This window comes from Shimwellia blattae DSM 4481 = NBRC 105725, assembly GCF_000262305.1.
Classification (GTDB): Bacteria; Pseudomonadota; Gammaproteobacteria; order Enterobacterales; family Enterobacteriaceae; genus Shimwellia; species Shimwellia blattae.
Genome location: NC_017910.1, coordinates 433,012 through 454,630 on the forward strand (window position 1 = coordinate 433,012; position 21,619 = coordinate 454,630).

At 57.4% G+C, this 21,619-nt stretch carries 22 protein-coding genes; 11 read left to right on the forward strand and 11 right to left on the reverse strand.

Annotated elements, in window-relative coordinates; all coding sequences use genetic code 11:
• Nucleotides 1–70 precede the first annotated feature (70 nt).
• The 5 genes from nlpI (at nucleotide 71) to EBL_RS02055 (ending at nucleotide 5,576) form a co-directional block, all read left to right on the forward strand.
• Nucleotides 71–958, forward strand: coding sequence for a lipoprotein NlpI (nlpI, locus tag EBL_RS02040; RefSeq protein ID WP_002441968.1), 888 nt, complete (start codon nucleotides 71–73; stop codon nucleotides 956–958).
• A 104-nt stretch (nucleotides 959–1,062) separates the two neighbouring features.
• Nucleotides 1,063–1,143, forward strand: coding sequence for a protein YrbN (yrbN, locus tag EBL_RS20415; protein ID WP_126298285.1), 81 nt, complete (start codon nucleotides 1,063–1,065; stop codon nucleotides 1,141–1,143).
• A complete protein-coding gene (locus EBL_RS02045) occupies nucleotides 1,136–3,034 on the forward strand; it encodes a DEAD/DEAH family ATP-dependent RNA helicase (RefSeq protein ID WP_002441966.1) in 1,899 nt (632 codons plus the stop codon). Before yrbN ends, EBL_RS02045 begins: the two co-directional genes overlap by 8 nt.
• A 150-nt stretch (nucleotides 3,035–3,184) precedes the next feature.
• Entirely contained in the window at nucleotides 3,185–4,432 is a 1,248-nt protein-coding gene (gene mtr / locus EBL_RS02050) for a tryptophan permease (RefSeq protein WP_002441963.1), read from the forward strand.
• Nucleotides 4,433–4,637: 205 nt separating this feature from the next.
• Entirely contained in the window at nucleotides 4,638–5,576 is a 939-nt protein-coding gene (locus EBL_RS02055; RefSeq protein ID WP_002441961.1) for an Rpn family recombination-promoting nuclease/putative transposase, read from the forward strand.
• Between the two features lie 87 nt (nucleotides 5,577–5,663).
• Here EBL_RS02055 and EBL_RS02060 read toward each other — a convergent pair whose 3' ends face one another.
• The 6 genes from EBL_RS02060 to ubiU all read right to left on the reverse strand — a co-directional run bounded on the left by EBL_RS02060 (nucleotide 5,664) and on the right by ubiU (nucleotide 13,157).
• The gene (locus EBL_RS02060) at nucleotides 5,664–6,926 is read right to left on the reverse strand and encodes a CfaE/CblD family pilus tip adhesin (RefSeq protein ID WP_014715752.1); all 1,263 of its coding nucleotides are present in this window, start codon (nucleotides 6,924–6,926) and stop codon (nucleotides 5,664–5,666) included.
• A 223-nt stretch (nucleotides 6,927–7,149) separates the two neighbouring features.
• Nucleotides 7,150–8,562 (reverse strand): CfaE/CblD family pilus tip adhesin, encoded by a 1,413-nt coding sequence (locus EBL_RS02065; RefSeq protein WP_237714738.1) that lies wholly within the window; start codon nucleotides 8,560–8,562, stop codon nucleotides 7,150–7,152.
• A gap of 256 nt (nucleotides 8,563–8,818) precedes the next feature.
• The gene (locus EBL_RS02070) at nucleotides 8,819–9,865 is read right to left on the reverse strand and encodes a CfaE/CblD family pilus tip adhesin (RefSeq protein ID WP_002441955.1); all 1,047 of its coding nucleotides are present in this window, start codon (nucleotides 9,863–9,865) and stop codon (nucleotides 8,819–8,821) included.
• Between the two features lie 268 nt (nucleotides 9,866–10,133).
• A complete protein-coding gene (locus tag EBL_RS02075) occupies nucleotides 10,134–11,144 on the reverse strand; it encodes a luciferase-like monooxygenase (RefSeq protein ID WP_002441954.1) in 1,011 nt (336 codons plus the stop codon).
• Between the two features lie 122 nt (nucleotides 11,145–11,266).
• Nucleotides 11,267–12,145, reverse strand: coding sequence for a U32 family peptidase (locus EBL_RS02080; RefSeq protein ID WP_002441951.1), 879 nt, complete (start codon nucleotides 12,143–12,145; stop codon nucleotides 11,267–11,269).
• 16 nt (nucleotides 12,146–12,161) lie between these two features.
• Nucleotides 12,162–13,157 carry a ubiquinone anaerobic biosynthesis protein UbiU gene (gene ubiU, locus EBL_RS02085; RefSeq protein WP_002441950.1) on the reverse strand — a complete coding sequence of 332 codons (996 nt, stop codon included), beginning with the start codon at nucleotides 13,155–13,157 and terminating at the stop codon, nucleotides 12,162–12,164.
• Between the two features lie 258 nt (nucleotides 13,158–13,415).
• On the opposite strand from ubiU, the gene ubiT reads away from it, so the two are divergent.
• Together ubiT and EBL_RS02095 are read left to right on the forward strand one after the other, a co-directional pair.
• A complete protein-coding gene (ubiT, locus tag EBL_RS02090) occupies nucleotides 13,416–13,940 on the forward strand; it encodes a ubiquinone anaerobic biosynthesis accessory factor UbiT (protein WP_002441948.1) in 525 nt (174 codons plus the stop codon).
• The gene (locus tag EBL_RS02095; RefSeq protein WP_002441946.1) at nucleotides 13,934–14,437 is read left to right on the forward strand and encodes a GNAT family N-acetyltransferase; all 504 of its coding nucleotides are present in this window, start codon (nucleotides 13,934–13,936) and stop codon (nucleotides 14,435–14,437) included. The genes ubiT and EBL_RS02095 overlap by 7 nt, the downstream gene beginning before the upstream one ends.
• Here the strand turns inward: EBL_RS02095 and EBL_RS02100 are convergent.
• Entirely contained in the window at nucleotides 14,424–14,726 is a 303-nt protein-coding gene (locus EBL_RS02100; protein ID WP_002441944.1) for a GIY-YIG nuclease family protein, read from the reverse strand. The genes EBL_RS02095 and EBL_RS02100 overlap by 14 nt on opposite strands.
• 106 nt (nucleotides 14,727–14,832) lie before the next feature.
• Between EBL_RS02100 and EBL_RS02105 the strand changes: the two genes are divergently transcribed.
• Both EBL_RS02105 and EBL_RS02110 read left to right on the forward strand, forming a co-directional pair.
• Nucleotides 14,833–15,267, forward strand: coding sequence for a YhbP family protein (locus EBL_RS02105; RefSeq protein ID WP_002441942.1), 435 nt, complete (start codon nucleotides 14,833–14,835; stop codon nucleotides 15,265–15,267).
• A 24-nt stretch (nucleotides 15,268–15,291) separates the two neighbouring features.
• Nucleotides 15,292–15,939, forward strand: a complete 648-nt coding sequence (locus tag EBL_RS02110) for an NAD-dependent epimerase/dehydratase family protein (protein WP_002441940.1) — start codon at nucleotides 15,292–15,294, stop codon at nucleotides 15,937–15,939.
• A 54-nt stretch (nucleotides 15,940–15,993) separates the two neighbouring features.
• On the opposite strand, the gene dolP is transcribed toward EBL_RS02110, so the two are convergent.
• Genes dolP through EBL_RS02130 form a run of 4 tightly spaced genes read right to left on the reverse strand, consistent with a single transcriptional unit; the run spans nucleotide 15,994 to nucleotide 19,629 of the window.
• The gene (gene dolP / locus EBL_RS02115) at nucleotides 15,994–16,569 is read right to left on the reverse strand and encodes a division/outer membrane stress-associated lipid-binding lipoprotein (RefSeq protein ID WP_002441938.1); all 576 of its coding nucleotides are present in this window, start codon (nucleotides 16,567–16,569) and stop codon (nucleotides 15,994–15,996) included.
• Between the two features lie 10 nt (nucleotides 16,570–16,579).
• Nucleotides 16,580–17,170 (reverse strand): DnaA initiator-associating protein DiaA, encoded by a 591-nt coding sequence (gene diaA / locus EBL_RS02120; RefSeq protein WP_002441936.1) that lies wholly within the window; start codon nucleotides 17,168–17,170, stop codon nucleotides 16,580–16,582.
• Nucleotides 17,171–17,200: 30 nt separating this feature from the next.
• Complete coding sequence (locus EBL_RS02125) at nucleotides 17,201–17,602, reverse strand: YraN family protein (protein ID WP_002441934.1); 402 nt, start codon at nucleotides 17,600–17,602, stop codon at nucleotides 17,201–17,203.
• Nucleotides 17,560–19,629 (reverse strand): penicillin-binding protein activator, encoded by a 2,070-nt coding sequence (locus EBL_RS02130; RefSeq protein WP_002441932.1) that lies wholly within the window; start codon nucleotides 19,627–19,629, stop codon nucleotides 17,560–17,562. Before EBL_RS02130 ends, EBL_RS02125 begins: the two co-directional genes overlap by 43 nt.
• Before the next feature lie 61 nt (nucleotides 19,630–19,690).
• On the opposite strand from EBL_RS02130, the gene rsmI reads away from it, so the two are divergent.
• Nucleotides 19,691–20,554: a 16S rRNA (cytidine(1402)-2'-O)-methyltransferase gene (gene rsmI / locus EBL_RS02135; protein WP_002441930.1), complete on the forward strand. Its 864-nt coding sequence runs from the start codon at nucleotides 19,691–19,693 to the stop codon at nucleotides 20,552–20,554.
• A gap of 4 nt (nucleotides 20,555–20,558) precedes the next feature.
• Nucleotides 20,559–21,602, forward strand: coding sequence for a Fic family protein (locus EBL_RS02140; protein WP_002441929.1), 1,044 nt, complete (start codon nucleotides 20,559–20,561; stop codon nucleotides 21,600–21,602).
• The last annotated feature ends 17 nt before the right edge of the window (nucleotides 21,603–21,619 follow it).

Sequence of the window (21,619 nt, forward strand, 5' to 3'; positions counted from 1 at the left end):
GGGCAGGATGCTCCGTATTACAACCGGGGGACCAGGACGTTCATCCAATTGTTGTCTTCGGGAGTGGGAAATGAAGCCTTTTTTGCGCTGGTGTTTTGTTGCGACAGCTATCACGCTTGCCGGCTGCAGCAACCACTCTTCCTGGCGTAAGAATGAAGTCCTCGCGGTGCCATTACAACCGACACTGCAGCAGGAAGTGATTCTGGCGCGCATGGAGCAGATACTTGCCAGTCGGGCTTTAACCGATGACGAACGCGCACAGCTTTTATATGAGCGCGGAGTGTTGTATGATAGCCTCGGTCTACGGGCACTGGCGCGAAATGATTTTTCACAAGCGCTGGCTATCCGACCGGATATGCCTGAAGTATTCAATTACTTAGGCATTTACTTAACGCAGGCGGGCAATTTTGATGCCGCCTATGAAGCGTTTGATTCTGTACTTGAGCTTGATCCAACTTACAATTATGCGCATTTGAATCGCGGTATCGCCCTCTACTACGGCGGTCGTTACCGGTTAGCGCAAGATGATCTGCTGGCGTTTTATCAAGACGATCCCAATGATCCATTCCGCAGCCTGTGGCTTTACGTTGTAGAACGTAAGCTGGATGAGAAGCAGGCGAAAGCGTCTTTGCGTACCCGGTTGACGAAATCGGACAAAGCGCAATGGGGATGGAACATTGTTGAATTCTACCTGGGCGACATGAGTGAGCAATCACTGATGGAACGTCTCAAGGCGGATGCTACGGATAACACCTCGCTCGCTGAGCATCTCAGTGAAACCAACTTCTATTTAGGTAAGTACTACCTAAGTCTGGGGGATAAGGACAGCGCTTCGGCACTGTTCAAACTGGCGGTTGCTAACAACGTTCATAACTTTGTTGAGCACCGATATGCATTGTTGGAATTAGCGCTCCTGGGCCAGGAGCAAGATGACCTGGCAGAATCGGACCAGCAATAGCTGACGAACACACATCAGCCCATTTTTTTTATTGCCATCACCTTCGCGGGTGAGGGCGTTGTTGTTCGTTAATACACCTACTTTGAGCCGGTTCACACTTTTCAATGAAAATTGCAGATCATTTTCACGATGAGTTATGTAGACTGGCCGCCAATAATTTTGAGGCACACGTACTACATGGCTGAATTCGAAACCACTTTTTCAGATCTGGGCCTGAAGGCTCCTATCCTTGAAGCCCTTAACGATCTGGGTTACGAAAAACCATCTCCAATCCAGGCAGAGTGTATTCCACATCTGCTTAATGGCCGCGACGTGCTGGGTATGGCCCAGACCGGTAGCGGTAAAACTGCAGCCTTCTCTTTACCGCTGCTGAACAACCTTGATCCTGAGCTGAAAGCACCGCAGATCCTGGTGCTGGCCCCGACCCGCGAACTGGCGGTTCAGGTGGCTGAAGCCATGACGGATTTCTCTAAACATATGCGTGGCGTAAACGTAGTGGCCCTGTATGGCGGCCAGCGTTATGACGTGCAGTTACGCGCCCTGCGCCAGGGGCCGCAGATTGTGGTAGGTACGCCTGGCCGTCTGCTGGATCACCTGAAACGTGGCACCCTGAACCTCTCCAGCCTGCATGGCCTGGTGCTGGATGAAGCAGACGAAATGCTGCGCATGGGCTTTATTGAAGACGTTGAAACCATCATGGCGCAGATCCCGGCTGAACATCAGACCGCGCTGTTCTCTGCCACCATGCCGGAAGCGATTCGCCGTATTACCCGCCGCTTTATGCAGGATCCGCAGGAAGTGCGTATCCAGTCCAGCGTAACCACCCGCCCGGACATCAGCCAGAGCTACTGGACTGCATGGGGCATGCGCAAGAACGAAGCCCTGGTACGCTTCCTGGAAGCGGAAGATTTTGATGCGGCGATTATCTTCGTGCGCACCAAAAACGCGACCCTGGAAGTGGCAGAAGCCCTGGAGCGCAGTGGCTATAACTCTGCCGCGCTGAACGGCGACATGAACCAGGCACTGCGTGAGCAGACGCTGGAACGCCTGAAAGATGGCCGCCTGGATATTCTGATCGCCACCGACGTTGCGGCCCGTGGCCTGGACGTTGAGCGTATCAGCCTGGTAGTGAACTACGATATCCCGATGGATGCTGAATCTTACGTTCACCGTATCGGCCGTACCGGTCGTGCGGGCCGTGCGGGCCGTGCGCTGCTGTTCGTTGAAAACCGCGAACGCCGCCTGCTGCGCAACATTGAACGCACCATGAAGCTGACCATCCCTGAAGTGGAGCTGCCGAACGCAGAACTGCTGGGCAAACGTCGTCTGGAAAAATTCGCCGCTAAAGTCCAGCAGCAGCTGGAAAGCAGCGATCTGGATCAGTACCGTGCGCTGCTGGCAAAACTGCAGCCGGAAGCGGAAGGTGAGCTGGATGTTGAAACCCTGGCCGCAGCGCTGCTGAAAATGGCCCAGGGCGAACGCCCGCTGATCCTGCCGCCGGATGCGCCGATGCGCCCGCGTCGCGAATTCCGTGAGCGTGATGATCGCCGTGGCGACCGTAACGATCGTGGTGACCGTGGCGAGCGCGGTGATCGTCCGCGCCGTGAACGTCGCGACGTTGGCGATATGCAGCTGTACCGCATTGAAGTGGGCCGTGATGACGGTGTTGAAGTGCGCCATATCGTGGGTGCAATTGCCAACGAAGGCGATATCAGCAGCCGCTATATCGGTAACATCAAACTGTTTGGTACGCACTCCACCATTGAGCTGCCGAAAGGGATGCCGGGCGATGTGCTGCAGCACTTTACCCGTACCCGCATTCTGAACAAGCCGATGAACATGCAGTTAATCGGTGATGCTCAGCCGCGCCCGGATCGTGGTGGCCGTAGCTTCGGTGGTGAGCGCCGCGAAGGTGGCCGTCGTGACGGTGGTCGTGGTTTTGGCGGTGAGCGCCGTGAAGGTGGCCGTGGTGATGGTCGTCGTTTCAGCGGCGAGCGTCGTGACGGTAACCGCGGCCCGCGCCGTGATGACTCCGCCCCGCGCCCGGCTCGTCGTTTCGGCGGTGACGCTTCCTGATTAGCACAATTTGTGCCATCAGAGGCGCATTAACCCAGTGATTAAAGTCCCGGCACAGGTTGCCGGGATTTTTTTGTTCTGTTTTGTACTCGTGTACTGGTACAATAGTGGCAATGCAGCGCCATGGTGGCGCAGAAAAGGTAAACAGGTATGGCAACAGAGGCAACAACAACCCGCAGTGCTGCCCCGTTACTGGGTGGTGTAGTGATAATCGCAGGGACTATTATCGGGGCGGGGATGTTCTCTCTGCCGGTGGTGATGTCCGGTGCGTGGTTTTTCTGGTCCCTGGCGGCGCTGGTGTTTACCTGGTTCTGTATGCTCCATTCCGGAATGATGATCCTGGAGGCCAACCTGAATTACCGGCCCGGTGCCAGTTTTGACACCATGACCCGGGATCTGCTCGGTAACGGCTGGAACCTGATTAATGGCGCCTCGATTGCGTTTGTGCTGTATATCCTGACCTATGCCTATATTTCGGCCAGTGGCTCGATCCTCAGCCATACCTTTGCTGAAATGTCGCTGCCGGTGGCACCCCGCGTGGCTGGCGGTGCCTTTGCCTTACTGGTGGCGTTTATTGTCTGGCTGAGTACCCGGGCCGTAAGCCGGATGACGGCGATTGTCCTGGGGGCCAAAGTCATCACCTTTTTCCTGACTTTTGGCAGCCTGCTGGGCCATGTAAAACCCGCCACGCTGCTCAATAGCGCGGAAATAAACCCCAGTTATGCCCCCTACCTGCTGATGACGCTGCCGTTTTGCCTCGCCTCTTTTGGCTACCACGGTAATGTGCCGAGCCTGGTGAAGTTCTACGGTAAAGATCCGCGTACCATTGTGCGCTGCCTGGTGCTGGGCACGCTGATAGCTCTGGGGCTGTATATCATCTGGCTGCTGGGTACCATGGGCAATATTCCGCGCCATGACTTTGTTGATATCGCGGATAAAGGCGGCAATATCGACGTGCTGGTCCAGGCCCTGAGTGGGGTGCTGAACAGCAAAGGGCTGGAGCTGCTGCTGGTGATTTTTTCTAACTTTGCGGTGGCGAGCTCTTTCCTCGGGGTGACGCTCGGGCTGTTTGATTACCTGGCGGACTTGTTTAAATTCGACGATGCCCCGCTGGGCCGCTTTAAAACGGCGCTCATTACCTTTCTGCCGCCGGTTATCGGGGCCATGCTGTGGCCAGACGGCTTCCTGTATGCCATTGGCTATGCGGGGCTGGCGGCGACCATCTGGGCGGCGATTGTTCCGGCGCTGCTGGCCAGAGCCTCCCGTAAGCGCTTCGGCAGCCCGATGTTCCGGGTATGGGGTGGTAACGGCATGATAATCCTGGTGCTGATTTTCGGGGTGGGTAATGCGCTGGTGCATATCCTTTCCAGTTTTAACCTGTTGCCGATCTATCGTTAATTTTGTCATAGCCGTCATTCCCGGGGCCACGCGGTGCAAACCAGTGGCCCTTATTTTTGGGCCGGGCAGATTGATTCTTGCGTACTGTCGCGAAGAAATAAGCCCGTTTTCTGCATGCGGGGTCCGGGGGTGCTAATGTCCGGGGTAATATTTTATATACCTGGCGCGGCTGAGGTTCCGCGCCACCGGGCGGAAGGGCACCGTTATGGCGGGCAGAAAAAGACAGGGCAAGGAGCGGCGGTCTGTTACGCATCATGATCTGGTGTTTAAACAGTTTCTTACTCACCCGCCTACAGCACGGGAATTTATGCAATTGCATCTGCCGGCTGAGATCCGGAGCCTGTGTGATTTCAGTACCCTGAAGCTGGAGTCCGGCAGTTTTGTTGAGCCTCATCTGCGCGCTTACTTCAACGATGTTCTCTATAGCCTGAAAACAGTCGACGGAAGGGATGGATATATCCATGTGCTGATTGAACACCAGTCCAGGCCGGAGCGGCAGATGGCTTTTCGGCTGTTGCGCTATGCGGTGGCCGCTATGCACAGGCATCTGGAAGCGGGCCATAAAATGCTACCGCTGGTGATCCCGGTGCTGTTCTATAATGGCAGGCGTAGCCCCTATCCCTGGACTACCCGCTGGCTGGATGGGTTTGCCGTACCCGCTCTGGCGGAAAAACTCTACACCAGCGCCTTTCCTCTGGTGGATGTTACCGTGATAGCTGACGACGACATTATGAACCACCGCAGTATGGCTGCGCTGACGTTGCTGCAAAAGCATATCCACCGGCGTGATTTGATAAGTAGCCTGAATGCACTGGCAACCCTGCTTTTAAAAGAATCCATGACAGAATCACAGCTGGTTTCATTGATAAACTATGTGGTTCAGGCGGGAGAGACCGCAGATGCTGAAATCTTTATCCGCACACTCGCACAGCGAGTGCCACAATATGGAGGCACACTGATGACAATAGCCCGGCAACTGGAGCAGAAAGGTATTGAAAAGGGCATTGAGCAAGGCATCGAGATTGGCAGGCGTAATGCATTGTTGAATGTCGCCCGGGCAATGCTGGACAGCGGTTTTGAGCATACCGTTGTGATGAAAGCCACCGGGCTTACTGAAGAGGATATTGCCCGGCTCCTCCACTGACGGACCACTGCTGGAATATACAGCGCCCCGCAGCATTTGCTGACGGGGCGTTGTTTTATCAATAAGACCGCATATCCGGAAAACGCTTTACGGTGCCAGGGTGCGTGCGGCCAGGTTAACCCGCAGGGTGCCACTGTAGCGCCCGGCGGTTTTACTGGCTTTGGCAAAGGGCTGTACGGTGAGCGTGAGTGGGGAAGGGGTGCAGACCACCGTTACCGGGAATCCGGGTAGGGCCACCGGGCGGATAAGGGCAGTATCAACGCCATTGAGGGTGACGGTTTTTTTATTCTCCATGGCGACGGGGTTGCCGTTGTAATTCATGGTCACCCGGTAATCCACCCGGTCACGGGGGTTACCGCCGGTGGTGCCGGTTTTGGTCACGGAAAAGAGGTCAGCCGCCCGGTTCCAGGGGGGAAGCAGATCAGAAAGGGTGACCTGCAGCCAGGCGTTATTGGAGTTGTAGCCATCATACAGGCAGGTATCGATAACGGTACTGCCGCTGACTTCGCCGCCGGGTGCGGTGCTGAGTGGTTTAGTGCGCAGGTTAAGATCCACCAGGGGATCGGCGCGGCCGAAGGCGGGCAGGTAAATGGCGCCGTTATTGCGGTCAGTAACATCGAGGGTGATATTTGCGGTCCACCATGCAACGGTCATTGATGGCCCGCTCCATTGTCTTTGTTCCAGAATAAGAACACCTTCCCAGATCCCCCCTGTTGGAATTTTCGCCAGGTCTTCTGCTTCGAGCCTCAGATCAAAGTTTTTACTGTTTGTTCCAGTGTAAGACCGACCATCAGTCATCTGTTGCCATCCTGCGGCACTGCTACAGTCGTGGGGAGATGTATGATATGTACATGATGAGGATCGCCCCCTGAGAGGGATATTGAAGGAGACTTTGCTGCGTTGTTCGGTCATGCGTAGCGAGATCATGGTATCGCGGACAGGGCCGCCCCATAACCACTGGCGGGAACAGGCCCCTGAACTTGTGTCCGTATTGCTTTTACATCTGAACCAGTCCCGGGCTCTGCGTCCGGGATTATCCCGATCATACCCATTGGCCACACTTTGCCATATCTTGTAGCTCGCTGGCGGGGCACTTCTGTCGTATGAAATGGTGATTGTGGTGTTCATATCTACCGGCAGCAGAGCATCGGCCCGGGCAGTATGACATGTGAAAAGCAGCCAACTGAGCAGTGTGGCAGGCAGGAGCGATATAGCACGGTGCCGGGTCAATAACCATAAAGCAGAAGGCCAGTGAACGTGACTTATTTGTTTAAATGACCATAATTTATTACTGGAATTTTTTATTCTATTGTATTTATTTATTATTTCAGAGTGATGCTGCAGTGCCATAATTGCATCCTTCCTGCGCTGGCGTGTCGTTGCCGCCTACCAGACCATATCCCCTGCAGGAACCTCAACTTAATTAATCTCTGGGTATGCTTAGCTTATCTGAGCGCGGGTGTTGTAAAGCTGATGGTTTCTGAGGCCTGTTTCGCTATTCATTGCCACCAGCAACAGGCTGCCGCTGGTGGCAATGATCTTAATTCTCCTGAAACGCAATCCTCTCCGTGGTTTATGGTGCGAGTGTCCGCGCAGCCAGGTTAACCCGCAGGGCGCCACTGTAGCGCCCGGCGGTTTTACTGGCTTTGGCAAAGGGCTGTACGGTGAGCGTGAGTGGTGCGGGGGTGCAGACCACCGTCACCGGGAATCCGGGCAGGGCCACCGGGCGGATAAGGGCAGTATCAACGCCATTGAGGGTGAAGGTTTTTTTATTCTCCATGGCGACGGGTTTGCCGTTGTAATTCATGGTCACCCGGTAATCCACCCGGTCACGGGGGTTAGCGCCGGTGGTGCCGGTTTTGGTCACGGAAAAGAGGTCAGCCGCCCGGTTCAAGGGGGGAAGCAGATCAGAAAGGGTGACCTGCAGCCAGGCGTTATTGGAGTTGTAGCCATCATACAGGCAGGTATCGATAACGGTACTGCCGCTGACTTCGCCGCCGGGTGCGGTGCTGAGTGGTTTAGTGCGCAGGTTAAGATCCACCAGAGCATCGGCGCGGCCGAAGGCGGGCAGGTAAATGGCGCCGTTATTGCGGTCGGTCACGTCGAGGGTGATATTGGCGGTCCAGGTCGCAACTATTTTTCCATCGTACCATCCGATCTGTTGCAAAATGAGTCTGGCCTCCCAGATACCCCCGCTGGGGATTTTGGTATATTCTCCAGGCCGTAGATAGGCCGTTAACATTCTGCCATTGAAACGAATACCATAGCAGCGAATACCGGCCGTGTAATGAATTGGTATAAAAGCGGTGATTGGGACACATCCGTTCGGGGGATCAGCATAATGGATTGCATGCGCGGTTATATTGAGGTTCACTGTATTCTTGCTGCGTTTTTCGGTAAACCTTAATGGAATCGTTGATTCTTGTCCAAATGGAAGATTCCACACACCACTTCTCCTACAGGCTCCGTTTGTACTGTCTGTTTCGGATAAGCATCGCCAAAAATCGACTCCACGAATACCATTACCGGGAATAGCACCTGCTTTTTGATTGTTCCAGAGAGTCAGCTGCCCACCAGGAGTGAGCCGGTCAAAGCTGGTTTTAACGGTAATTGTCTGGTCAACCGCATCCGCTGCAATACTATAATCAGGAATAAGTAATAGCGTTAAAACGGTCTGTAACAGTGCACAACGGATGATTCTGTTTTTTTTATCTGCACCAGGTTGGTTTTTGGTGTTGTGATTTTTACCGAAAAACAGACACGTAAAATGTAAAACGAAACGATATAATTCATTGTATTTATTTGTTATTTTGCTATAATGCTGCGATGCTGCGATGCTGCGATGCTGCGATGCTGCGATGCTGCGATGCTGCGATGCTGCGATGCTGCGATGCTGCGATGCTGCGATGCTGCGATGCTGCGATGCTGCGATGCTGCGATGCTGCGATGCTGCGATGCCATATCTCCACCCTTCCCTGTTAAACACTTGTTCTTGATTATGTGCTGGCTCTGAGTGTCCACTCTGTGTGTGGAGAAGATATCGGGGGGCCGGGCACACCATTGCCAGTCACCAGACCATATTTCTCTTTTAACCCCAATTAAATTGATCTCAGTTGTTCTTAACTTGTCTGAGCCTGCGGGAAGGAAGGGGGCTTATACGGTCAGCGCGGGCCCGGGTCACCTTCAGGTGGCCCGGGCCCGCGCTGACCGCAGCAGGTCAAATAATCACCATTATAAGAGGCTCAGGGGGCGAGAGACTCTGCCGCCAGCATAATGCGCAGTGTGCCCTCATAGTGGCCGGGATTTTTAATACTGGGGTTAAAGGGGGCGACAGTCAGTGTCAGCGGGGCGGGAACACAGGCCACCGGCTGGGGAATGCCCGGCAGCGTGACGCTGTGCACGGGTTCACGGTCCGTGGCCGTGAGCCGCAGGGGCTGGCCGTTGCGCATCACCTGCTGCCTGCCGCCATAGCCCAGCGCCACCCGGTAGTCGATACGGTTACTGGTACTGGCCGGGCTGTGGCCATGATGCACGACAGAAAAGGTCTCCGCACTGCGCCCGGCTGTGGGCAGTAAGTCAGACAGCGTGACACTCAGCCAGGGGCTGTTAGCGTTGTAGCCGTCATACAGGCAGGTATCAATCACCTGCTGCCCGGCGACCAGATCTCCGTGGCCGATAGGATGCAAACCCAGCCTGACCAGCGGCCTTGTCGGATCCCTCCCCGGGAGGTAAATCGCGCCGTTATCTTTGTCTGTGATTTCCAGTGTAATACAGGCGCGCCAGGTCGCGACGCTTGCAGCGGCTCCCCAGGCACGCTGGTGCAAAATAAGCTCTGCCTGCCAGCGTCCGCCCACCGGCAGCCGGGCAACCTGTGCTGCATCCAGGCTAACGGAGAGCACCTTCCCGTTGTAATACTTCACCGCCAGCCCATCGTCACAACCCAGTAATGAAACATGATTTACTGGTATTGCGCGGCTTATGGGGGCGCAGTGGTGCGGAGGATCCGCATAAAACGCACTTTGCGCTCTGAGCTCCAGCACCGCCACCATACCGCTGCGCTGCTCGGTAAAGGCCAGTTTAATCACGCTGCTTTCCCCCCAGGCGTAGCGCCATTCCAGATCCGTGGCGCAGGCCCCGTGGCGGGGATTGGTGTTTGACAGGCAAACCCAGCCATCGGTGCCGCGCATTGCGGGGTTGCTGTCGCTGCCGCCCCGGGCCTGATTCCACAGAGTCAGCGCTACCGGGACGCTTTTGTCGGTGTGAAGCAGCGGATTAATGGTGTTATCCATGGCGCCTGTGCCGGTGCTGGCCTGGAGGGCAGTGAAGGGGGAAAAGATCAGCAGCAGTGCCCAGAGGAGCGCTGCGTGATGCCTGCGGAGAAATTGCCCGGAAAATCGCCGTAAAAAATAAAGTAGTGATGAATGCTGTGCCATTAACGGTATCCGGGTTTATATCCCGATTAGTTTCTGTTATTCCGTTAATGATGCCGGTATATTTTTAAACCTTAGTGAAATTATCTGGTTATGGTGGTGGCGGGCCGCGGTGGCCCGCACGGGATCAGCCCGGCAGGCTGTTGAAGATCTGTGCCGTCAGCGCCACGGAGTGCAGCCGGGCCTGATGATCAAAGACGGAGCAGTTGATCATCAGCTCATCGGCCCGGGTCTGGCGCAGGATCGACTCCAGTCCGTGGGTTACTGTGGCTTTATCACCCACCACCGACATGGCCAGAGCGCGCTCCACGGAGTATTTCTCCGCCGGGCTCCAGTAACTGTTAATGTCCTGAATCGGCGGCGGCAGTTGCACGCTGCCGTCCCGGCGCAGGCGGGTGGAAGCCTGCTGGTGGGAGGTAAACAGGAATTGCGCCTCCCGGTTGCTGTCTGCGGCCACCACGTTGATGCACACCATGGCGTAAGGGGTGGCGAGGCGCGGCGAGGGCCGGAACTGTGCCCGGTACACTTCCAGCGCCTGGAGCAGCATTTCCGGCGCAAAGTGGGAGGCAAAAGCAAACGGCAGGCCAAGCTGTGCCGCCAGCTGGGCGCTGTACAGGCTGGATCCCAGCAGCCATAGCGGGATCCTGGTGCCGTACCCCGGTACCGGCCGCACGGCCGGATCGGGATCCGTGGCATCGAACCAGTGAATCAGCTCGGTAACATCGCCGGGGAAGTTATCAATATCACTGTTCATATGGCGGCGCAGGGCTCTCATGGTGCGCTGGTCGCTGCCCGGGGCGCGCCCCAGCCCAAGATCAATGCGCCCGGGGTAGAGGGTTTCCAGGGTGCCGAACTGCTCGGCAATCACCAGCGGGGCGTGGTTAGGCAGCATCACGCCGCCAGATCCCAGGCGCAGGGTGGTGGTGTTCGCGGCCAGATAACCTATCAGTACCGAGGTCGCCGCACTGGCAATACCCTGCATATTGTGGTGCTCGGCCAGCCAGTAGCGGTGGTAGCCCAGCTGTTCGGCTAAACGGGCCAGCTCAAGGGAACGGCGGAAGGCATCCGCCGGGCTGGCGCCTTCCGGAATGGGGGCCAGATCGAGAACGGAAAAGGGAACGGGGGAGATCTCAGGCATATCGGCTCACTTAAACAGCACTATTATCCGGTTAGCCCCGGCCCGGGGTTCACCGGGTCGGGGAGAATGTTTTAATACTGTATTAAAGATCGCTGATATTTATTAACAATGCGAGCCTTTTGTCAGGCTTCCAGTACCAGCCCGGCCAGCCGTTTCCAGTAGCCGTTGCAGTCGCTGTTTGCCGCCAGTGGCAGCGGTGCGGCCCCCTGTTCGTTAGCGCGGAACTGCGCCACCAGATCCAGGGTTTCAGTGCCCAGCGGCGACAGGCGCACAATATCGACCAGCCCCTGCATGGTGCTCAGCTCGTTACCCAGGTTATACACATAACCGCTCATGGTCTGGATCCCGTTAAGCACAAAGACCTGCTGATCCTCCTGAGAGCGCATACTGCGGCCGGTGGGGTATTTAATGCAGCAGGTTTCGCACTCGTCTTTGGGCCGGTCTTCTGAGCGGGCAGTAAAGCAGCGGGCAGAGTAGGCCAGCGGCAGGTGCCCGTAGCTCAGCACTTCGACTTCAAATTTATTGCGGATCCCTAACTCCTCACACTGGGTCAGCACATTGGCCAGCCAGTCCCGGGAGAGCTCGACCGGCATACACCAGCGCACCATGCCCTGCTTGTGCAGCAGGCGCAGGGCCACGGCGTTGTAGCAGTTGAGTGCGTGGCCCGCCACGAAGGGGAGCTTATGGTCGGCGGCCAGGTTCACGGTGCCCAGATCGTTGGCCTCAATCAGAAAATCGCCGTTTTCCACATAGCGTCTGACTTCGCTCAGCTCAGAGGAGGCCTGAATCAGCGCCAGGGTAGAGAGCACCACCTGTTTGCCGCTGGCGGAGAGCGCTTTTGCCATATCCAGCCAGTCGGCCACTTTGGTGGCCCGGCGCTTGCTGCATACCGCCTCACCCAGGTACACAATCTCTGCACTGCTGCTGGCTGCCGCCTGATAAAACTGCTCCAGCGTCTCTTTTGGCCAGTAATACAGGACTGGCCCTAACGAATATTTCATGGTGACTCCTGCCTGATTATTGCCATTTCCGGTGATAAGCACCGAGGGTAGTCTGGGTGCCTTCTGCCATGGAGCCCAGGGCCTCCATCCAGGCGCTTTGCGGGCTGTAGCTGGCCGGATCGGCAATACAGCGGTCAATGGCCTGGCGCCACACTTTGGCCACCTGGCTGACATAAGCCGGGCTGCGCTGGCGCCCTTCAATTTTCACCGAGGCAATATTCGCCGCCAGAAGCTCCGGCAGCAGCTCCAGGGTATTCAGGCTGGTGGGCTCTTCCAGGGCGTGATAGGGGCGGGAGTCCACCAGGTAGCGCCCTTTGCACAGGGTCGGGTAACCGGCGTTTTCACCGTCTTTATAGCGGTCGATAAGCACATCGTTCAGGCGGGATTCCAGCCCCTGGGGGGTCTGCTGCCAGCGCACAAAGCGGGCCGGGGAGCAGGCACCCACCGTATTGGGGGATTCACCAGTCAGGTAGGAAGAAAGGTAGCAGCGCCCTTCCGCCATGATACACAGGCTGCCAAAGGCAAACACTTCCAGCGGCACAGGGGTGACCCGGGCCAGTTGTTTAACCTGGTGGATAGAGAGCACCCGGGGCAGCACTATGCGCGCCACGTCGAAATGGCGCTGATAGAAGCGGATAGCCTCTTCATTGGTGGCGGAGGCCTGTACCGACACATGACGTTCAATATGCGGGTACTTTTCAGCGGCGTACTCCAGCATGGCCAGGTCCGCAAGGATCAGGGCATCCGCGCCCAGCTGTGCGGCCATATCCACGGCGCGCTGCCAGCGCTGGTAGCCATCCGGGTGGGCGAAAGTATTAATGGCGATGTGTAATTTGCGACGATGCTTATGGACGAAATCCACCGCTTCGAGTAGTTTTTTTTCAGTGAAATTCAGCCCGGCAAAGTGGCGCGCATTGGTGTCATCTTTCAGGCCAATGTAGACCGCATCGGCGCCATTTTCGATGGCAGCCTTCAGGGCCGGCAGGTTACCGGCGGGGCAAAGCAGCTCCATAATTTTTCCTGGTTATCCGGGCAGGCGCCCGTGCTGTACCATGACCTGGCAGGCCAGCGTAATTGTTAACGAACCGCGATTTTAATTAACCAGTTGATGGCAATTTTTGATTTGGGGCAGCTAATGGCGTATTGGTACTCTGAAAAGCACAGGATGACCCCGTGCCGTTAAGTTCGCCAATTGTTGATTTTGAGCCAGCTGGCGGCACCATGTCTGTGGCACAATATCGAGGATTATCTATTTCAGGGAGTAAAGTACGTGTTAGATAAACTGCGTTCGCGTCTTGTCCGTCTGGGCCCGTCACTGATTAAAACCCCCGTCCGGCTGGCGCCCTTTGCTCTGAAGCGTCAGGTTCTGGAGCAGGTTCTTGGCTGGCAGTTCCGCCAGGCGCTGGAAGATGGCGATCTCGACTTTCTGGAAGGCCGCTGGCTGAGCATTGCGGTGCGCGATATCGGCCTGGAGTGGTTTACCTCCGTTCAGGAGGGCAGGCTGGTGGTGCGCGAACAGGCGCAGGCTGATGTCAGCTTCCGGGCTGATGCGAACGATCTGTTACTGATCGCCGCCCGTAAGCAGGATCCGGACACGCTCTTTTTCCAGCGCCGGCTGGTTATCGAGGGGGATACGGAGCTTGGGCTGTATGTGAAAAACTTAATGGATGCCATAGAGCTGGATGCGATGCCAAAACCGCTGCGCGTCCTGCTGCTGCAACTGGCTGAATTTGTTGAGGCGGGGCTGAAGAGTGAGTCCGCCACGCGTGAACATTCGATAGGTGAACCATGCTAATTCGTGTAGAAATTCCGATCGACGCACCGGGGATCGATGCGCTGCTGCGCCGTGCATTTCCCGGAGAAGGAGAAGCCCGCCTGGTTCACGACCTGCGTGAAGACGGGCTGCTTACCCTGGGGGTGGTCGCCACCGACGACGAAGGCCAGGTGGTGGGATACGCCGCTTTCAGCCCGGTGAGCGTGGAAGGGGAAGATCTGCAGTGGGTGGGTCTGGCACCGGTCGCGGTGGATGAAGCCTGGCGTGGCCAGGGGCTGGCGCGCCAGCTTATCTACGACGGGCTGGATTCGCTGAATGAGTTTGGCTATGCGGCGGTGGTCACCCTCGGGGATCCGGCCCTGTACGGGCGCCTGGGCTTTGAACCGGCCGCACGCTACGATTTACACTGCCGCTGGCCGGGCACGGAGACGGCCTTCCAGGTACACCGCCTGGCGGATGATGCCCTGGAAGGGGTTCACGGCCTGGTGGAATACGCCGACCACTTTAACCGCCTGTAAGATCCCGCGTTTGAAGACCGGTAAACAGATCTTCAAACGCGATCTCCCCCGCTACCAGTTGCTCCTTCTGGCTTTTCTTTAGCTGTTTTACCCGGTATTCCAGGCGCAGCGCCTGGCCGTGATCGCCCGCTTCGGTGCTGAAGACCAGTTGCAGGCCGGTTTTGCCGCGCAGCGCTTTGGCCCCCTTGCCGGACTGATGCTGCTTAAAACGGCGGGGAACATCGGTGGTGATACCGGTATACAGGGCGTTATCGGGGCTGCGAATGATATATAAAAACCAGGGTGTCATGGGGCGGGCCTGCACAAAATATTGCGCCACCTTACCATGTTGCGCCGCTGGTGGCACGGCCGCAAAGGGGTTACCCTCCGGGCATGGTGTCTGAAAGGTGGATGTGATGAGTGACTCCCTTGCCGCGATCAGTCGCTGGCTCAGCAAACAACATGTGGTGACCTACTGTGTTGCCCGGGATAGCCACCCCTGGTGCGCGAATGCCTTCTATGTTTACGATCCTCAGCGGGTGGCGCTGTATCTGTTAACGGATCCCGGCTCGCGCCACGGCCAGATGGCGGGCAGCTGTTGCCCGGTGGCGGGCACGGTGAGCGGGCAGAATAAAACCGTGGCGCTGATCCGCGGGGTGCAGTTTTGCGGTGAGCTGCGCCTGCTGGAAGGGGAAGAAGCCCGGGAGCCACGGGCCCGCTACTGCCGCCGTTTTCCGGTGGCGCTGGCGATGCCTGCGCCGGTCTGGGAAATCCGCTTTGATGAACTAAAATTTACCGATAACACCCTCGGATTCGGGAAGAAACTTTTCTGGGAGCGGGGTGGAGAATAACCCCCTCCGTAATGGAACATATCTATGAGTAATGTACTGATCACCGGTGCCACCGGGCTGGTGGGAAGCGATCTGCTGCGCCAGCTGGTCATCGCCCCTGATATCACCACGATTTATGCCCCCACCCGCCGCCCGCTGGAGATTCAACCCGGCGTGGTCAATGCGGTGGATCCCCAGTTGCTGGACTCCCTGAACCGGCTTCAGGAGCCGGTGGATACGGTATTCTGCTGCCTGGGCACGACCCGGCGTGAGTCCGGCAGTAAGGAGGCGTTTGTCCAGGCAGATTACACCCTGGTGCTGGAAACGGGGCAGGCCGGGCTGAGGCTAGGCGCCCGCCAGATGATTGTGGTCAGCGCCATGGGGGCGAACCCGCATTCGCTGTTTTTCTACAATAAAGTCAAAGGCCAGATGGAGCGGGGGCTGATAGCCCAGGGCTGGCCGCAGCTGACGCTGTGCCGCCCCTCCATGTTACTGGGAGAGAGGGGAAAACCACGGCTGAATGAGTCGGTCATGGCGCCGTTATTTGGCATACTGCCGGATCGCTGGCGCTCAATACCCGCCCGGGATGTTGCCAGGGCGATGCTGCTTAGTGCGCTGCACCCGCCTGCTGAACCGGTAAAAATCCTCAGTAACAGCCAGTTACGGGCGCTGGCGCTGAGTGAGCAGGAGTAGCCGGTAAAAAAGCGGATACCGGGCTGGTATCCGCGATTGAGGGGAACGGGGAAATTACTTGATATAGGTAAATGCGGTCGTGACGTGTTTCACCCCGCTGACCCGGCTGGCCGTGTCGGCTGCCGCTTTCCCCTCGGCCTGGGTGACCAGCCCCAGCAGGAACACCTCGCCATTTTCGGTGGTGACCTTCACGTTTGAGGATTTGACCTGATCGCTTGCCAGCAGCTGGGAGCGGATTTTGGTGGTGATCCAGGTATCCCCGGAGGCGACACCCAGGCTAATGGGTGAGCCCTGGCGGATTTCGTTATACACCTCGGCGACGCCCTCAGTACCGACGGCAATCTGTTTCGCGTGGGCGGCCAGTTCGCTGGTGGGGGCCTGGCCTGTCAGCAGCACTTTACCCTGATAAGCGGTCACGTTAATACGCGCCTCTTTTTTCAGCTGTTCGTCTTTTGACAGGTTTTTGTTTACCCGCAGCTCCAGCGTGCCGTCATCCACCTGGGTGCCGACGGTGCGTGGATCGGTGGCTGTTTTGGTGGCTACAGCAGCACTACCGACTACAGCCGTGGCGATACACCCCTGAAGGAGCAGTGCGGTTGCAACGACTGCCAGTGGCCTGGTTGCCTTCATAAGTACTCCTTTAATCGTCCTGATGTGGAAAAAGTGTGTTGTCTATCAGGTCACACAGGCAATTTACGGTCAGCATGTGCATTTCCTGAATACGGGCGCTGCGATGCGACGGAATACGAATTTCGACGTCCTGGGGGCCGAGTAACCCGGCCAGTTCTCCGCCATCGTAGCCGGTTAAGGCAACGATCGTCATATCGCGGGTAACGGCAGCCTCTACGGCTTTTACAATATCGCGGCTGTTGCCGCGGGTAGAGATGGCCAGCAGAACATCGCCTGCCTGGCCCAGCGCGCGCACCTGTTTGGCGTAAATCTCTTCGTGCAGGCGGTCGTTGGAAATTGCCGTGAGCACGACATTATCAGCGCTGAGCGCAATCGCGGGTAAACCCGGCCGTTCAGTTTCGAACCGGTTGATCATGCTGGCCGCGAAATGCTGGGCATTGGCGGCGGAGGTGCCATTCCCGCAGCTGAGAATCTTATTGCCGTTCAGCAGGGAGTGCACCAGGGTTACGGCCGCGCGTGAGATGGCATCGGGTAATGCCTCTGCTGCGGCTATCTGGGTCTGAATGCTTTCTGTAAAGCAGGCTTTAATTCTATCGAGCACGGTAATCCTTAAAATTAACCGCCAGGCAGGCTAGCAGTGTCTCTCTGATGAAAACGCATTGGTTAACCATTCAATGTCGTCACCGGTGAAGGCTACCACATCAAATCGACAATCCACAGTCTCAAAGCTCCCATTGTGACGGGCAAGCCACAGACTGGCGGTGTGTAATAATTTGCGCTGTTTAACCGGGGTCACGCTGGCAGCGGCGCCGCCGAAGGCATTGCTCTTGCGGTAGCGAACTTCCACAAAAACCAGCGTTCCCCCCTGGCGCATAATCAGATCAATCTCACCCCGGCGGCCGGATACATTGGCGGCAACAAACGCCAGCCCCTGGCGTTCCAGCCAGCGGCGGGCACGCTGTTCGTAATCCGCGCCTTGCTGGCGGCGGCCTACATGGCGGAGATTATCTGCCCACTCTGGTAACGCAGCCATGTCAGCTTCCGGTCAATAACGCAATTCGCGTCGGCGCTTAATTCGCCGGTATTACCGCGAATGTGGAACCCCGGCACCTGGCGCATCTGGGCGAAGTTGTTTGCCAGGGTCCAGGCATCGGCCCCCATGGCGTACAGACGCGCCCGGTTATAGTCATGGCGGGTGGTGCTCAGCACTTGCTGCATCAGGCCCGGGTTCTCCCCGGCCAGTAACGGAATTTCGCTGTATTGCAGCCCTTCCATTTCCAGGCGGAAATCCGCACCGGTGCGTCTTTGTGAGCTGCGGGAGCTGGCATACAGCACGGCGTTACTGCGGCTGCCGGTGCGCATGGCAATCATCGGTTTGAGCAGTGCCACTTCCGGCTGGGTTGCCACAATATAGGCGGCATCCACGGCGCCATCATCGCCGCTGGTTGCCCCATATACCGGGCTGCTGGTGCCGGACAGGGAGACCGGCGTACCGCTCAGGGCGATACCGGCACCGCTGTTAATGGCGCCGCGCAGTTCAGCTACGCTGCCAAAGCGCTGCTGGCGTACTGTGCCGCCCCCCAGTTGTACCCACTCCCGGGTGAAGGCTTCCGCCACGCGATTACCCAGATCGCCGTGGGGCGCGAGGATAAGCGGGCTGCGCTGACCGGCCTGCCAGATACGATCCGCAGCGTTGCGGGCTTCATCTTCCGGGGATAAGGCGAAGTAGCAGATATTCGGGCGGTTTTCGATTTTGCCCGGCTGGTTCAGGGCCAGCACGTTCAGCGGGGTGTTGCTGGCGATAAGCTGCTCAACCTGGTTTTTCAGTAACGGGCCCACGATAAGCGATGCGCCATCCAGCCGGGCCTGTTCGATTATCTGGTTCAGGGGCTGGCTGTTGGTATCGTACACTTTCACATTTGCCACCGGGCCGGCAGGGGCAGGGGCGGGGGCCACCGGGGCAGGCGCTGGCTGGCTGGTCTCGCTACCGGCCACGCTGACCTGCGGCGTGACGGCGCGCTGGACAGGGGCTGCCTGCGGGGCTGTGTCTGGCTGTTCACCGGTCAGATCAGAGACTGACGCGGCAGACGGGCTGACAACGCCATCGTCGTTACTGGTCAGCTGGGTGATGTTGCTGGCCTGGGCGTGTTGCTGCGGATCGGTGGTGTCGTCTGCGGTGCTTACCGGCTGGGGGCTCAGGTTACCGCTGCGTGCGGCCATAAAGCCCTGCTCTATGGTCTGGCCAAAAACGGCCGCCTGGCCGCTTAGGGGCAGCAGCAGCGCAATCTGTGTGGTGGAGGCCGGTTTAAAGCTCTGCACACTGGCAAGCTGGGTTGGCAGCAGTTTTGCCCCCGGGTTTTGCGGGTAGCGGGTTTGCCAGTCTTTAATGGCGGCTTTCATCATGGCCGGATCGTTGCGGTTGATAAACCAGGTGTGTTGCAGATCCAGCCATCCCTGCAGGGTATTTTCATCCGCATTGATAACCAGCGCCTGGGCCTGCTGCTGGGTCATCCGGGCAAGGGTGTGCCAGGTGGCGTCGTGGTTTTTTTGCTGTTCTGCTGCCGGCAGCATTGGCTCCAGGGCGATCAGCGCCCGCAGGTGATCCAGGGTGGGCTTGCCCTCAGTGACGTTAACCTGTGCCTGCCAGTAGCGCCGCTGCTGGGCGGTACTCAGGTTTTGGGGGCTTATCTTCGCCAGCATTGCCGCTGCAGTGGGCCGATCGCCCTGAGCCTGTGTTAATTCGGCATTGAGCAGGGCGGCTTCCTGCTGTTGTTCAGCGGTGAGCTGGCCGGGGAGTTGCCGGAACAGGGTGACCGCCTGCTGGGTTTTCCCTTCACCCAGCAATGCACGAATGGCGAGTAATTGCCAGGTGGTCTTGGTATCATTCGTGGCCTGCTGCATCTGTTGCAGGTAGTAGCCGGAGTTCGCCTGCGCCTGCCCCTGCAGGTGGGTGGCGCTTTCGTCTGTGGTACGGGTGCCGCAGCCGGCAAATACAAGCGCTGCCAGTAAAACAGGCACGCAGCGCCCGGCTTTAGAACGTGAAAAGTTTGACGGTACCATACTGTATCCAGTGTTATTTTTTACATGTGTTTAATTTTAAATCGGCAATACGGATGAAACAATGAAACAACTCGATTCGGTGGTGATATCTCCCAGCACGCTTTACATCGTTCCAACCCCGATCGGTAATCTGGGTGATATCACCCAACGGGCATTGTCTGTATTGCAATCCGTTGATCTTATTGCAGCAGAAGATACCAGACACACCGGCATACTTCTGCAGCATTTTGCGATCAGCGCCCGGCTTTTTGCCCTGCATGACCATAATGAACAGCAAAAAGCACAGACCCTGCTGGCGAAGATCCGGGAAGGCCAGAGTATCGCTCTGGTGTCCGATGCGGGCACCCCGCTGATTAACGATCCCGGTTACCACCTGGTGCGCACCTGCCGCGACGCCGGGATTAACGTGGTTCCGCTCCCCGGGGCCTGTGCGGCGATCACCGCACTCAGCGCTGCGGGGCTGCCGTCTGACCGCTTCTGCTATGAGGGGTTCTTACCGGCCAAATCAAAAAGCCGCTGCGATACCTTAAAATCCCTGGAGCAGGAGCCGCGTACGCTGATTTTCTATGAGTCCACCCACCGTCTGCTGGACAGCCTGGCGGATATTGAAGCGGTGCTGGGGGGCGAGCGTTATGTGGTGCTGGCCCGCGAGCTGACAAAAACCTGGGAGTCGATTTACGGGGCACCGGTGGCGGAGCTTCTTGCGTGGGTTAAAGAAGATGAGAACCGCCGCAAGGGGGAGATGGTGCTTATCGTGGAGGGGTTTAAAGCGCAGGAGGAGACCCTGCCCGCAGATGCGCTGCGCACCCTGGCGTTATTGCAGGCGGAGCTGCCCCTGAAAAAAGCGGCGGCGCTGGCGGCAGAGATCCACGGGGTGAAGAAAAACGCCCTCTATAAATATGCCCTTGAGCAGCAGGGGAGCTGATCCTGTGAGCCGCTATCAGCCGCCGTTTACGGTAACCGAAAACGTGATTAATCAGGTGGCTGAGTTTGGCGAATTGCTGGGGATCTGGTCTGTGCAGTCCGGCCGGGCATCTCCGCTGTTGCGTAAGGAAAACCGCATCCGGACTATACATGCCTCCCTGGCAATAGAGCATAACTCTCTGGAGCCCCATCAGATTACGGCCATTATGGAGGGGAAGCGGGTTGTCGCTCCCGTAAAGGATATTCAGGAGGTGCGTAATGCGATTGCCGCTTATGACAGCCTTCCGCGCTGGCAACCCTGGCGCTTGCGTGATGTCTTAACGGCCCACAGGTTATTGATGGCGGGCCTGGTGGATGAGCCGGGCAAAATCAGGACCCGTGATGTGGGAATTTATCGCGGTCAGCATCTGGTGCATATGGCACCGCCAGCCTCTCAGGTTCCCCGCCTGATTGCGTCATTACTTCAGTGGCTGGAAACCACCAGTCTGCATCCTCTGGTTGCCAGCTGTATCTTTCACTACGAATTTGAGTTTATCCATCCTTTTACTGACGGCAATGGCAGGATGGGCAGGCTATGGCAAACGCTGATCCTGAGCCGCTGGCGCCCGGAGATGGCCTGGCTACCCGTAGAGACGTTGATCCACTATCAGCAAACGCGCTATTACCATGTGCTTAGTCAGTGTGATCAGGCCGGGGACTGCACGCCGTTTGTGGAGTTTATGCTCGGCAATCTAATCAGCGCATTACGTGAAGGTATTGCTGCGGCATCAGATACAGGTGGCGCGATGCCGGAAGAAATGTCGGAAGAAATGTCGGAAGAAATGTCGGAAGAAATGTCGGAAGAAATGCCGCTGCAACTGACGGCGACGGAACAGAAAATGCTGGATATTTTCCGACAGCAGCCCCGGATTCAGGCCGTCGCGCTGGCCCCTTTGCTGAAGGTCAGCCCGCGCACCGTTGAGCGTTACATTCGTATACTCAGGCAAAAAGGCTGCCTGGAGCGGGTAGGGGCGCACAAAGGCGGGATGTGGCGGGTCATTGAAAAATAATGCACAAACCACCGCAG

What these genes read in the sequence shown, in the direction of transcription:
- nlpI (WP_002441968.1), top strand. Translation starts at nt 71, where the DNA reads ATGAAGCCTTTTTTGCGCTGGTGTTTTGTTGCGACAGCTATCACGCTT.
- yrbN (WP_126298285.1), top strand. Translation starts at nt 1,063, where the DNA reads ATGAAAATTGCAGATCATTTTCACGATGAGTTATGTAGACTGGCCGCC.
- EBL_RS02045 (WP_002441966.1), top strand. Translation starts at nt 1,136, where the DNA reads ATGGCTGAATTCGAAACCACTTTTTCAGATCTGGGCCTGAAGGCTCCT.
- mtr (WP_002441963.1), top strand. Translation starts at nt 3,185, where the DNA reads ATGGCAACAGAGGCAACAACAACCCGCAGTGCTGCCCCGTTACTGGGT.
- EBL_RS02055 (WP_002441961.1), top strand. Translation starts at nt 4,638, where the DNA reads ATGGCGGGCAGAAAAAGACAGGGCAAGGAGCGGCGGTCTGTTACGCAT.
- EBL_RS02060 (WP_014715752.1), bottom strand. Translation starts at nt 6,926, where the DNA reads ATGGCACTGCAGCATCACTCTGAAATAATAAATAAATACAATAGAATA.
- EBL_RS02070 (WP_002441955.1), bottom strand. Translation starts at nt 9,865, where the DNA reads ATGGATAACACCATTAATCCGCTGCTTCACACCGACAAAAGCGTCCCG.
- EBL_RS02075 (WP_002441954.1), bottom strand. Translation starts at nt 11,144, where the DNA reads ATGCCTGAGATCTCCCCCGTTCCCTTTTCCGTTCTCGATCTGGCCCCC.
- EBL_RS02080 (WP_002441951.1), bottom strand. Translation starts at nt 12,145, where the DNA reads ATGAAATATTCGTTAGGGCCAGTCCTGTATTACTGGCCAAAAGAGACG.
- ubiU (WP_002441950.1), bottom strand. Translation starts at nt 13,157, where the DNA reads ATGGAGCTGCTTTGCCCCGCCGGTAACCTGCCGGCCCTGAAGGCTGCC.
- EBL_RS02095 (WP_002441946.1), top strand. Translation starts at nt 13,934, where the DNA reads ATGCTAATTCGTGTAGAAATTCCGATCGACGCACCGGGGATCGATGCG.
- EBL_RS02100 (WP_002441944.1), bottom strand. Translation starts at nt 14,726, where the DNA reads ATGACACCCTGGTTTTTATATATCATTCGCAGCCCCGATAACGCCCTG.
- EBL_RS02105 (WP_002441942.1), top strand. Translation starts at nt 14,833, where the DNA reads ATGAGTGACTCCCTTGCCGCGATCAGTCGCTGGCTCAGCAAACAACAT.
- EBL_RS02110 (WP_002441940.1), top strand. Translation starts at nt 15,292, where the DNA reads ATGAGTAATGTACTGATCACCGGTGCCACCGGGCTGGTGGGAAGCGAT.
- dolP (WP_002441938.1), bottom strand. Translation starts at nt 16,569, where the DNA reads ATGAAGGCAACCAGGCCACTGGCAGTCGTTGCAACCGCACTGCTCCTT.
- EBL_RS02125 (WP_002441934.1), bottom strand. Translation starts at nt 17,602, where the DNA reads ATGGCTGCGTTACCAGAGTGGGCAGATAATCTCCGCCATGTAGGCCGC.
- EBL_RS02130 (WP_002441932.1), bottom strand. Translation starts at nt 19,629, where the DNA reads ATGGTACCGTCAAACTTTTCACGTTCTAAAGCCGGGCGCTGCGTGCCT.
- rsmI (WP_002441930.1), top strand. Translation starts at nt 19,691, where the DNA reads ATGAAACAACTCGATTCGGTGGTGATATCTCCCAGCACGCTTTACATC.